This window comes from Ehrlichia canis str. Jake (genome assembly GCF_000012565.1).
Classification (GTDB): Bacteria; Pseudomonadota; Alphaproteobacteria; order Rickettsiales; family Anaplasmataceae; genus Ehrlichia; species Ehrlichia canis.
On sequence record NC_007354.1, the window covers coordinates 1005192 to 1019341 of the forward strand.

General features: G+C 31.6%; 4 protein-coding genes. All 4 read right to left on the reverse strand.

The features are described 5' to 3' along the window. Window positions 1-25: 25 nt before the first annotated feature. The 4 genes from ECAJ_RS03665 to ECAJ_RS03680 all read right to left on the reverse strand — a co-directional run bounded on the left by ECAJ_RS03665 (window position 26) and on the right by ECAJ_RS03680 (window position 13839). Complete coding sequence (locus ECAJ_RS03665; RefSeq protein ID WP_011304824.1) at window positions 26-5782, reverse strand: hypothetical protein; 5757 nt, start codon at window positions 5780-5782, stop codon at window positions 26-28. A gap of 273 nt (window positions 5783-6055) precedes the next feature. Beyond that, the gene (locus ECAJ_RS03670; protein ID WP_011304825.1) at window positions 6056-10861 is read right to left on the reverse strand and encodes a hypothetical protein; all 4806 of its coding nucleotides are present in this window, start codon (window positions 10859-10861) and stop codon (window positions 6056-6058) included. 572 nt (window positions 10862-11433) lie between these two features. Further along, a complete protein-coding gene (locus ECAJ_RS03675; RefSeq protein ID WP_011304826.1) occupies window positions 11434-12114 on the reverse strand; it encodes a hypothetical protein in 681 nt (226 codons plus the stop codon). Between the two features lie 954 nt (window positions 12115-13068). After that, complete coding sequence (locus ECAJ_RS03680) at window positions 13069-13839, reverse strand: hypothetical protein (RefSeq protein WP_011304827.1); 771 nt, start codon at window positions 13837-13839, stop codon at window positions 13069-13071. Between the last annotated feature and the right edge of the window lie 311 nt (window positions 13840-14150).

Below are 14150 nucleotides of genomic sequence, written 5' to 3' on the forward strand. Positions count from 1 at the left end.
ATAATTATATTAACTATTATGTTAACTATACTGAACGCACACTACCACAAGCAGATACAACCTCATACCCGTTTGTAGTAGCAACACCTAATAACATACCTCTTGTCTGTTCTGTATTTAACAGAGCAGCTTTTTTAGAATTTATTTGTTTCATTCTTAATATTATATTTTTTACAAAACCACTAGAATCTACTACTGAACACTTTAATACTAACACTAACATTTCTAAATCTTCACCAATATCTTTTGATATAAAATTACCTATAGTATAACAATTTTTTACAACATTATTAGCTCTATCGTCATAAATATCAAAATCACCAATAATACATGATACAAGACTATTCATATAATCAGAATCATTGTTTACAAATGCCACCCTCTCATTTTTAAGTTGCTTGATCTTCTCTTCACACTCACTCAACAATATTGCATTACTACCAAAATTTGAATTAAGCTCACTTAACTCTTTTTTTAAAGTTGCCACACTAGGCTTAAACTTGGATAAACTAAACTTACCATGCGGTTTCCCATCATTAACAATTGCTCTATCAATTTCTGCTCTTTTTCTTTCAATTTTTCCACCAATTTTCAACTTCCGATCTAACAGTTTACTATATTCTTTATTCAACACACCTGCATATTCAATAATAACAGCATAATAACAAAGTATTCTCTTTACATAAAAATTCTCACAAATCCTTCTGTCATTGAGTAACATTTCTAATAACTTCCACTCATTATCCGACACATCGCCACCAGAAAATACCCTTACAAAAATTGGAGATATATTTTTAATAATTGACAACAACAATTTTTTAGTAACTAATTGCCCACGTTCTAAGAATAACAAACTCACATCTTCTAACTCAACAGAACTAATATCTACAAAATCCATTTTCAAATCTTTCATGCTTAATCTAATGATATCATAACAATCAACAAGCAATATTTCCTGTTCTATTATCATGCTGCTTGACTTTACTGTTACATTACCTTTCGCTTTTCTCTCTTCAATTAAATTATAGACTACTAATTCATATCTATTATCAATAAGAGGCAAATCATCATATTGCATATCATCCTTTGTAGTATTAGTAACACGTTCTACTACAGGTTCAGTTAATACAGCTTCACATGTTTGACCATTAGAAATCTCTGCTGAATTAAATACACCAGAAATAGTAGACCCCATTAATTCTTTACTAACACTACTACTTGCTAAATGATGATCAGTTCCAGTAGGCAGCTTTTTCTGAATTTCATGCATATCAATAATTGCAGTAGTAGGTTTTGCTGATGCATTTTCCATAAAAGACTCTTCTTCTAAATCAAATACAGCTGGAGAAGTAGGCTTTATTAATTTCTGGTTAACATCACTATCTACTAAATGATAAATAGGTTCATCAAACAACTGACCATTCATTTCAGTCGTGTCAATACTCTCAACAGTAGATGTTGATAATAAGTTTTCAATACCTTGATCAACAGCATATGCTTGTACAGCTGTTTTTTGCAATTTAGACAATTGCTGTTGTAGCTCAATCGATAATCTTGGTTGTAAAAATTTTGCTCTATCACCTATATTAGGATTTGCAGCATGAGGATAAAGCATTTTAAACTCCATTTTACCCTTACGAACAGCTATATCAAACCCATTAGAAATAAAACTAATGTTACTCTTAACTTTATTCACACAAACACTTTTTATTTCATTAGTAACAAAAGACACAGTACCAAATATATTATTATCATCATCTTGTAAAACACTAGATAGTCGTCCATTGTTTTTAGATGTATCAATACTATCAGGTACTTTTGCTATACCAAATTCTGTAGTAGATAACACTAATCCTTGTCTCATACTACCTGCTGTATGAATAGTCTCAGTAGATTCCTGGATTTCAGATGTACTAACAATTGCAGCAGGATTTTCTTCAGTATATTCACTAGAAGATTCTTTTGCTAAATCACCTGTAGTAGATAACACTAATCCTTGTCTCATACTACCTGCTGTATGAATAGTCTCAGTAGATTCCTGGATTTCAGATGTACTAACAATTGCAGCAGGATTTTCTTCAGTATATCCACTAGAAGATTCTTTTCCTAAATCACCTGTAGTAGACAACACTAATCCTTGTCTCATACTACCTGCTGTATGAATAGTCTCAGTAGATTCTCGGATTTCAGATGTACTAACAATTGCAGCAGGATTTTCTTCAGTATATCCACTAGAAAATTCTTTTGCTAAATCACCTGTAGTAGACAACACTAATCCTTGTCTCATACTACCTGCTGTATGAATAGTCTCAGTAGATTCTCGGATTTCAGACGTACTAACAATTGCAGCAGGATTTTCTTCAGTATATCCACTAGAAGATTCTTTTGCTAAATCAAATGCAGCAACAGACAGTATTAATTCCTGTCTACCATTACTACTCGCTAAATGATTACCAGTCATAATAGGCAGCTTACTCTGCATTTCATATGCACTATTAATTGCAGCAATAGGTTTTGCTGATCGATCCTGAAAACCTTCTTTTGAGCAAACTGTAGTCTCAGATTCCATGAACTCTTGACTTAGACTACTACTTGCTAAATGACTATCAGTAACAATAGGTAGTTCTCTATGCATTTCAGATACACTATTAATTGCAGCAATAGGTTTTGCTGATCGATCCTGAAAACCTTCTTTTGAGCAAACTGCAGTCTCAGATTCCATGAACTCTTGACTTAGACTACTACTTGCTAAATGACTATCAGTAACAATAGGTAGTTCTCTCTGCATTTCAGATACACTATTAATTGTAGCAATAGGTTTTGCTGATCGATCCTGAAAACCTTCTTTTGAGCAAACTGTAGTCTCAGATTCCATGAACTCTTGACTTAGACTACTACTTGCTAAATGACTATCAGTAACAATAGGTAGTTCTCTCTGCATTTCAGATATACTATTAACTGCAGCAACAGGTTTTACTGAAGTTGTAATACTTTCATCAAAATTACATACTTGTACAGCCGTTTTCTGTAATTCATGTAATTGTTGTGATAACCCTCGTTGTAAAAATCTTGCCCTAAACCCTATCATACCAGGGTTTGTATGACACGGATAAAGCATACTAAGCTGATCAAAAGAAAATCTTTGTTGTAATCCATATGGGACTGGTTGTAAAAATCCTGCTCTAGAACCTATTATATCAGGGTTTGCATGACGCGGATAAAGCATAGTAAGCTGATCAAAAGAAAATCTTTGTTGTAATCTATATGGGACTGGTTGTAAAAATCCTGCTCTAGAACCTATTATATCAGGGTTTGCATGACGCGGATAAAGCATACTAAGCTGATCTAAAGAAAATCTTTGTTGTAAACCATATGGAAACCTTGGCTGTAAAAATCTTTCCACAAAATCTACACCAGAATCTGTATTACGTGAATTAAGCATACCAATTTCATTAACAGAAAGATTAAACCTAGAAGTAATAGAATTATGATTAACTTGACATACAAAAGTATTTTTTGATCCACCATCAACACCATATGTAATTACAAGTGTAGTTTTCTCACTTGGCAAAACATCAGATAACTGTTCATTTATCCTAAACATATTAGTATCAAAAGAATTTCCTGCTGTATCAACCACAGCACCAACAGCATACGGCACTAATGCCTGATTTAAACTAGTACTCATTGACTGATCAACAGCTTCATTAGGTAGCTCACCTTTTACTGTAGCCGTGCCAATACTTTCAGAAGAAAATTCTGCTGGTACAGCACTACTAGAAGACTCCTTCCCTGAATCAAAAGCTACAGGCTCTACAAATTTCTGACTTACATTACTACTTTCTACAACACTAGTACGCAGTTCTTGCCGCATCTCAGGCGTGCTAACAGCTGAAGTAGAAGTTGCTGTTGCATTTTCAATAGAAGACTTTTCTACTAAACCACAAGCACTTGCAGTAGCAGTACTATCAACTACCATAGTTTTAGAACTTCCACTACCCAGAGAAACTGTATCACACAAATGTAATGATTTACGCTCCACAACATCAATCAGCGTTGTCTGTTTATGAATATTTGTTTCACTATCATTTGCAGCACCCTGTACTGTACTAACGTCATTAGGCAAACTAACAAAATAATTTTCAGTAGTCTTATCACAATCAACAATATCCTGACCAGTAGCAATACTTGTTTCATCTTTCAAATGTTCTTGACTAGTAGAAAGACTAAATGTTGTACTATCTTCTTGTTCATACTTTACTGCATATTTTTCTCTACTTTCCTCAGATACACCATCATTACCTCTTGATACTTCATCAAACACCGTACTGTAATAAAAAATAGTTGGATGTAAGGAAAAACTTACACGCTTTTTACCATTACCAGACTGCTCAGAGTTAAAACTTACATGTTCTTTAACATTAGGAAAGATTACACCCCCACTTTGAGATACATTAGTTTCTCCATTTTTTGCTACATATTCCTTTCCTACTTCAGCTGTATAATTAGCCACTGGGTTAACATCAGATAAAACAGAAATACCACTACGGTTACTATCTGCAGCAGGAGCATTAAGAGAAACCAACTTTGAATTATCGTCATCATCTGTTGTTTCTTTTACCAAATCATCATTACCCACTAAACATTCATTACCAGCAATCCTAACAACTGGACTAATATCATCACCTGCACAATCTTTAATACTATCACCTTGAGCTGCACCTATACTTTTGTTTTGTAATCCACTACTGATTCTTTCTAAACCCTCTTCAATAGCTTGAGCAAAAACACCATCATATTTTCCTCTCGCAGAAGCTGTAGTACTCAAAGAATCTGGGCTAACATGATAAGAATAATATGCACCTGAAGCGTTTTCATATCCATTACCAGCATAAAAGTCAGCATTAAAATATGGAACTTTTTTCTTCATTCCAGAATACAATAAACATGAATCACTATCATCATCCATTTCTATATCTGATAATTCACCATTTAAAGCTTCTCTACAAAATGTTGTATTAACAAACGGAGGTAAATCTTTACTTACATTACTTCCAATATCATTAAAAAATTTACTACTTGCACCTTGATATTCTGTTTTTTTCACACTCAAAGTCTCTTGAACTTTTACCTCTGTTTCTACTTTCTCTCTTTCAGTCTCTCTTTCAGTTATATAAGCTTTTTGTGTAACATCATGTGTATTTGACAGACTAGATCCCACACCAGCAAAAGTAGGGTTCTGAGTAGTCAAGTTAAGCTTATCATCCACTACTTCTTCTAATAAGCGACTATAACCTGCTAAGCCTTCTCTAGATATATTAACAATTGGTGCAAGACTTTCATTTGTATCATTTCCAACATCATTAGTATGTTTATTTACTTGTACTTCCTCTTGCGCATTTAAAGTTTCTTGAGTTTGTGTTGCTTTATCTATTTGCTCCACTCTAGCTGTATGACTTGTTTCTTGATTAACATGCGTACTTGGTGGTACATCATTAGATCCTTCATCAGTAGTAGTCTGAGCATCTAGAACACCTCTAACATTTTCACCTTCTTCATCACAATAAAGTAAATCTCGATCCATAGGATCATACTCTTCATCATCACTAGCTTCTTCCACTCTTAAATCTGTACTATCTATTGTTGGATGTTGTATAGTTTGCATTACTTTCTTATTATGTTTATATATCATAATTAAGAATATCGATGCCATGAGTAATATTAAAAATATTAACACTAATATAGTTGTAACTAACAGTGCTATTTTATAACAATCTTTCATAAGTATACCATGCAAACACAAAAAACTAATTTATTAACATAATAGTATCTTTCTTAAGAAACTAATTAATTATCATATTAAAAAAACATCCTAAATATCAAGTATTATTAAATTTAAAAAATATTTTATTTAATAAATTAGTCAATCTTAACATAAAAGCATCAAATTTGTAAAAAATTTTTCTTTATTCAACTAAAAATAATTAAGTAAATGTTATTTTTTAAAATTTGACGCTTTTTATAAGCTTAGAAGTACTTACAAAATTAATAACCACTACCTCAATTGACTTGAAGCAAACTCATTAACACTTGTTCCACTACTTAACATGCAACGCATATCTCCAACAAATCTATCTCTCACTGGAAAACGATATTTAGCATGTACTAACCTTAGACAATCATCTTTAACAGAATCAAATACAAAGTTTACTTCACATTTCTTCAAGTGTCCTTTTACCATTTCCTTAGACTTTAACTGTAATTGCTTTGCAAAAAATGTCTTTAATACTTCTATATGAACTAACACATTCCCTCGTATAGTATCTTTATGAAATAACAGACAACTGCTTACTACTTTACCCTCTTCACTCTTTTGTAAATACTTATTTGCACCTTTAATCATTGCCCTATGTGCAGTACACACTTTATTATATATAGTGGACGCTGCTTCATTAAAAACCATAATATATACTTCAGATATTGCATTTTTTACTATAAAATCAATTTTCCACTTGACAGTAGCTTCTATAAAATCACGTATATCTTTAATTGATTTCGAAGAATTAACACACACTTCATCTTGCTGCATGTCAACTTTTGCAAAAATGTTTCTCATATCTTCCATACACTCACTTATTATCCTTTTGCCATATTTATCCCACAACATAGTTTTCTGTGTCATACACCACTTATCAATACTATTTCGCATAAGATTATTTACATACATAATGCGTGAATCAGCAATATACAGTAACTCTTTAAACTGAATGTCAGCATCACCTTTATTTCTTAATCGCAACAATAATTTACGCATTATAGAAAATTTTTCACCTAATATATCAATCAAAGTTCTACTGACGCCATCATCACATAAAATAGCAATTTCACCTAAATTGATTGTTGATGGAACAAAATCTGTAGTATTACTCCCTTGAGACCTAAGATCTGCAACATTACTTTTACTTCTCCTAACATTTGGATTAACCTTAACAGATTCAACTTTTTTACCTGCAGTTGTATGACCTTCCGGATTAACCACATCCAATAAACTAAATCTAGAACTTCCCTTGTGCATAGTAGATGCACTTCTCGCTAAAGATTTATTACGGACGTCTTTTCTATCATGCCTAGCTGTTGCAACATCAGGAATATTTTCTACAGAATGCTTTGCTACACTTACACTATTTGATCTTTCAGCTTTTACTGGAATCTCAGATTTTTTTAGTATAGACTTTCTTACATCTTGATGTATTGTTTGTTGTGAATTGTGACCATTGTCATGATCTTTCACCTGCTCTGTTATTTTAACTTCACTAGATTTAGCACCAGACAGACCGGTAGCATCACCTCTACTTTTTTCTACAGGGTTATTTTGATGAACTACCTGCTTTTTCTTTCCATCACTAGATTTTACTAATTTCATTACTGAAGCAATACGTCTACTAACAGGTATACCACTTGTCCTAAATCCTCCACGTGCAAATAAATCAGATCTATCACCAGCAACTGATTTTTTGCTAACACCACAATCAGGTGTTTGAGAAATTACCTCTATATCATCCCATTTATACACAGGCATTCTCTCTACTAATTTTTTTCTACCTAGTGACTCCCCACACTCTACTGGAACATTACTTCTATACCTTTTAGGGATAGCACCACCATGCACTTCTGCCTGAACAATTATTGAATTTTTCATATGATGCATTGTCTCTTGACCTTGAGAGGATGTTCTATCATTCAACAACCTGCTATCACACAAATTATCATTTCCTGGTTTACTTGAAATATCCACTTCTTCAGAAATTTCACTAGATTCCTCAAATTGCGTCACCGCAGGAATTGTACTACAAGATGCATCATCTTGTTCAATAACACGTCGTACACTTGCATCACTACTTGCAAATTCTTTTAGATAATGCAGTGCATCCGCTAAAATCTGATCCAAAGCTGGATCTGTTGTTACATGAACACTGCTTTTATTAGCACTACCAATTTCTTGATCATTAAATGGTACTTTAGCTTCAGAATCAGTTATATCTTTTAACTCCACACCTGGTTCTCGTACAACACTTTGTGAGCTTCTTGAATTATCCTCAGCTCTTACAGCTGTACACACAATTTCCTGAGATTCAGAAACTACAGGCTTAACATTACTCTGTAAAATATTAGAAATATGATCTTTCATATTTATTAAATCTCCTTGATTAACAATAAAAATTCTACTCTTTTGTAATTTTCTAAAAGTTTTGAAGCATAAACTGACATTCTGTAGCATCACAGTATAAGAATAACCATTTACATCGTAATAACCAGGACTACCCAATCCTCTAGTTCCTTCAAAAAAACTTATCACTGAATGATGTAAATGGAAAATTGGTATGCCCTCAAACTTTACATATACTGCCATACTATTAATAGTAGGATACATCATAAAATTTGCAAAACTAAAATTATCACGTGCAAATTTACTACCATAATGAAATGATAACCTACGATTAAATCCATAAGATGTAAAATAATCAGATCTCACTGCTGCAAAATCTACATCATTACCATTACTCAGTCTTATATTATTAACACTGGCTACACTAAGATCAGAATCATAAGTCTGTGATCTTATAAGGTTCCTACAAGAATTATCAACTTTATCACAATAATCAAACCCATGTACCTCCTGATATTCAATTGCAGTATCATTTTCTGGAATATCAGATGCAACACAGTCATCAAGAAATGTAATATTGTAAAACTCTTTAGAATTCCCAAAACTCCCTATCATCATTTCAGAACAATAAGGTTGAATTAGAGTATTACACTCTGAAACTTCAAAACTCCAAAAATACTCACCATATGACTCCAGACTGCTATACGCAATCATGTCTTTAGCAATATTTATTCTAGCTGCAGGATTATAAGTTTCAAACACAATATCAGATATATATCCTTTAGGACCTATCAGACCATCACATTCACTTATACTAAAACCTACACTAGAAGACCCCATGCTACTACAACTAACTACATCCTTAGCAACATTTGCTATAGCTACAGAGTTATAAGTTTTAGGCACAGATCTAGATTTTCTTTGATCTATCGTATTTACACATCCACTTATACTAAAATCTCCATCGGAAGACTCTATACTACTGCTAATGACATCATCAGCAACTCTTGCCATAACTGCAGAGTTATAAGTTTTAGGCACAGATCTAGATTTTCTTTGATCTATCGTATTTACACATCCACTTATACTAAAATCTCCATCGGAAGACTCTATACTACTACTAATGACATCATCAGCAACTCTTGCCATAACTGCAGAGTTATAAGTTTTAGGCACAGATCTAGATTTGCTTTGATCTATCGTATTTACACATCCACTTATACTAAAATCTCCATCGGAAGACTCTATACTACTGCTAATGACATCATCAGCAACTCTTGCCATAACTGTAGAGTTATAAGTTTTAGGCACAGATCTAGATTTGCTTTGATCTATCGTATTAACACATCTACTTATACTAAAATCTCCATCGGAAGACTCTATACTACTGCTAATGACATCATCAGCAACTCTTGCCATAACTGCAGAGTTATAAGTTTTAGGCACAGATCTAGATTTTCTTTGATCTATCGTATTTACACATCCACTTATACTAAAATCTCCATCGGAAGACTCTATACTACTGCTAATGACATCATCAGCAACTCTTGCCATAACTGCAGAGTTATAAGTTTTAGGCACAGATCTAGATTTTCTTTGATCTATCGTATTTACACATCCACTTATACTAAAATCTCCATCGGAAGACTCTATACTACTACTAATGACATCATCAGCAACTCTTGCCATAACTGCAGAGTTATAAGTTTTAGGCACAGATCTAGATTTGCTTTGATCTATCGTATTTACACATCCACTTATACTAAAATCTCCATCGGAAGACTCTATACTACTGCTAATGACATCATCAGCAACTCTTGCCATAACTGTAGAGTTATAAGTTTTAGGCACAGATCTAGATTTGCTTTGATCTATCGTATTAACACATCTACTTATACTAAAATCTCCATCGGAAGACTCTATACTACTGCTAATGACATCATCAGCAACTCTTGCCATAACTGCAGAGTTATAAGTTTTAGGCACAGATCTAGATTTTCTTTGATCTATCGTATTTACACATCCACTTATACTAAAATCTCCATCGGAAGACTCTATACTACTGCTAATGACATCATCAGCAACTCTTGCCATAACTGCAGAGTTATAAGTTTTAGGCACAGATCTAGATTTTCTTTGATCTATCGTATTTACACATCCACTTATACTAAAATCTCCATCGGAAGACTCTATACTACTACTAATGACATCATCAGCAACTCTTGCCATAACTGCAGAGTTATAAGTTTTAGGCACAGATCTAGATTTGCTTTGATCTATCGTATTTACACATCCACTTATACTAAAATCTCCATCGGAAGACTCTATACTACTGCTAATGACATCATCAGCAACTCTTGCTATAGCTGCAAAATTATAAGTTTCATTTGCAACATCAGAGCTACATTTTCTCTGATCTACTTGATAACTATATTCATACACATCAAAATCTTCAGAATAACTTTTTAACTTCTCAACTTCAGATCTATAATCACTACTTCCTTCCACATTCGCGTGTTCAGAAGCAGCATTTTGATCTTCCTCAGCACAGAAATCTAAACTTTGTTGTTTTTGATCTTCTACTAAAGCAATATTCTGAATGTTATAACAATATTTTAGGATATAAAAGACTACTACACAAAGGATGAATAACAAAAGTAATATCAGTATTGATACATATATCTCTGATTTCATAACTTATAAACTCTTTTATGCTATAATTAGCATATACATTACATTTATTATGAATGCAACATAAATTATACCATATATAACATATTTTATTAAAATATTAAAACCAGGATTTCTAAATAGAAGAAAAAACAATATGCAAGATATTCTATGATTAATTTAAAATATAAAATTTTTTAACAGGAATACTAATACGAAAATTAAGATTATCTATTATTAAATTAATTTGAATTTCATAAGTAAGCAATTTTATATAATACATATAATAAAGTACGCATGTTACTCATTAGGTTAACGTCTATATCCTAAGTTAATAATTTAGAATATACTATAAACTTAGCTGTATTTTACATTACAACACCTAGTTTTTTTACAAAATATACATGCTTTTATCATATGAATTTAGAACAGGGATTTCTCTTAACAAAACACAAAGTACAAGCTTTTAACTATCCATAATATACTTAAAACATTCAATTTAAAAGCACTTGACATCAAAACACTTAGTGTCTTATAAATTGAATAACTTAAATACACAATATAGTAAATCTATAATAAATAAATAAATAATTAATTTATTGATTCAAACCAGTACTGGTACTATGACTGTTTGCTGTTGAAGATTCAAGTATTGATACAGGAAGTCTATCACTTTCAGTAGCGTTAACCATTTCTTGCTTTATCTCTCTAAGTAACATATTACATTCATGCATTAGAACACTAACAGTCAACTGGTACGGAATCAGTTGTTCTGTATTACACGTTTTTCTAGATACTTTTTTAATTTGCGATTGTATTAATGATCCATACTTAACTAATGCTAAGCAACATTGATATATAGTAGGCAAGTATTGTTCAAGTGCTGCTTCAGAACCTATTGACAAATTTTGCAATTCTTTCAACTTACTACTAGAGTTACAAATTTTATCCATTAAAAACGTTAAATTATCACCTACTAACATTTTATTATTTGCAGATTGCTTCATCATATCTAGCACAATATTGAAACAACAATCGTGAGCTTCAAGCATAAACTGCAAATATCCAGCAGTGCGCACTTTAGGTAATGTTACAGTTTGTGGTTTTGTTTCTTCAGAATCGAATTTTGTCTGTTGTACGTCAATATGACTCGGTATACCTTTTTTTACATGCAATTCTGGTGTTAACATCCAACATATTAAACGATACAACAAAATAGCACTGACAATAATTAAAAGTACCCCTATAACTATCGCAGCTATTTCATCACCAAGCATTATCGTTCCTATATTAAGATTAAAATGATTAAGATATGAAATATTATTACAACTTTACTACTGTAATAGTCACTACCTTGTACAATAAATAGTATATAATCTAAGTATTAAAATTATGTATATTATAACACCATACATATAAAAATATTTACTGCTACTATAAAAACTTATACGATTAACATTATCATCAGCAGAACACTGTTAACTGCTCTATTGTAGGTAATAGCAATTTTCATTGTTGAAAATATCAGACAATAAGTAAGTACTTATCTAGCTCAAGTAAAAGCCCTATATCACTTTCTCAAACGCATAAACATAATAATTTTTCATAATACTACTCAATAAGTACATTACACCAATACTATTGAACAATACTGTACCACTATTTTCTCTAGAATGATTCCAATATAAGAACTAATTTTTACAAAATTCTACAGTAATTTACCAATAATATCATTAACCAATAATTAACATTCTGCTCAATACTGTACTGATTCACAATAGCATAATTTTAACCTAACTACTAGCTTTTGCACAATACATATCAACACCATAATTTAACATCAGCTAACACTCTACTTAATATTGTATTGATTTCCAGTAGCATAAATTTTAACCTAACTACTAGTTTTTGCACAATGTATATAAATACAACATTTATTTTACAATACAGCTAATAAGTACATTTAACACTCTGCTAACATTACATTGATTCCCATATAGAATAAATTTTAATTCAATAAACAACTTTACAAATTGGATAATCAAATACTGCATCACTACTATACTTGGTGTACATTCATATAATGAGCAATCATATGCATTTGTAATCCCAATTAAACAACTAGTATGCTCTACAATTAGAATTTTCTAATGCATTACAAAACTTAATATAGTTGAATTATATACTTTACTAGCAATAACATATAAATTAACAATAAGTATAAAATTTATTTATAACCGTCGAGGAAGTAAATATAAGCCTTTTACTGAATATTCAACACCTTCAAAGGATGAAGAAATTCTTTCTTCTCTCTCACAGTGTTTCATAAAATGTGCAACTTTACGTTGATAAAACTTAAGCGTTTCTACATCATCACTATATGCTTTAATCAATAACTCTTTCAAACCTTCTACTGCTTGTTTTAATATACTTTCACCCATTTTGATAAATTGCAGAATTTTTTCATTAGCTAATAAACTAGGATTACCAAGTATACTAGCTGCAAGCCACTGTGTGTCATAAAAATAAGCAGAAAAACGTGCAATATGACTAATAATTTTTTCTGTATTAACTAGAGACATTCCACGACCCCACAGCAGCATAGCTACCAACATGTCATGAAAAACCATTGCATAATATGCACGCAACATTAAACATCTAAGAAAAGGAATGTCATCAAATTTTGTGCTACTAACTCTCAACAGATACTTAAACTTAGTAGCAGTGTTACCAGTACATAGCTTTTTAGGAACCCTTAACCTTCTACCTGTAGGTCTTAGGGGTTCATATATTTTTCTCCTAGTACTAACTAGTTTTATATCACCTTCTTCACCTACTGCTTCTGACAGTTTCTTATAAAATTCTTGCTTTTGTTGTTTTAACAAATGCTCATTATGTTTTAATGAACAAAAGTACCGTAATAAGCAACATAATAATAAACAAAAAACAACAAGAGTAAAGACTAATAACGATACAATTGCATGTATCACATTAACATGCATAACCAGCTACTAAACACCAAGATTACTATTTTTGTATTCAAAAAACTAATATTTAATGTAACAATGAAATACTATATTTAATTACTATACAAAAGTTTACTGTAAATATCAACAGAAAAAATTTCATACAAAGTCATGATAACAAGTATAAAAAACATTTTCCACAAATAAAAACTCATAGAATTTGACCTCTATCAACAAAACACTACTTAACCTATTTATTTAAAACTATAATCTTTTTTACCTGTGAAAAATATAATCATTGAAATACCTCTTAACTACAGTCAAAGTAATATAGTACTTGTGATAAA

What these genes read in the sequence shown, in the direction of transcription:
- ECAJ_RS03665 (WP_011304824.1), bottom strand. Translation starts at nt 5,782, where the DNA reads ATGAAAGATTGTTATAAAATAGCACTGTTAGTTACAACTATATTAGTG.
- ECAJ_RS03675 (WP_011304826.1), bottom strand. Translation starts at nt 12,114, where the DNA reads ATGCTTGGTGATGAAATAGCTGCGATAGTTATAGGGGTACTTTTAATT.
- ECAJ_RS03680 (WP_011304827.1), bottom strand. Translation starts at nt 13,839, where the DNA reads ATGCATGTTAATGTGATACATGCAATTGTATCGTTATTAGTCTTTACT.
- ECAJ_RS03670 (WP_011304825.1), bottom strand. Translation starts at nt 10,861, where the DNA reads ATGAAATCAGAGATATATGTATCAATACTGATATTACTTTTGTTATTC.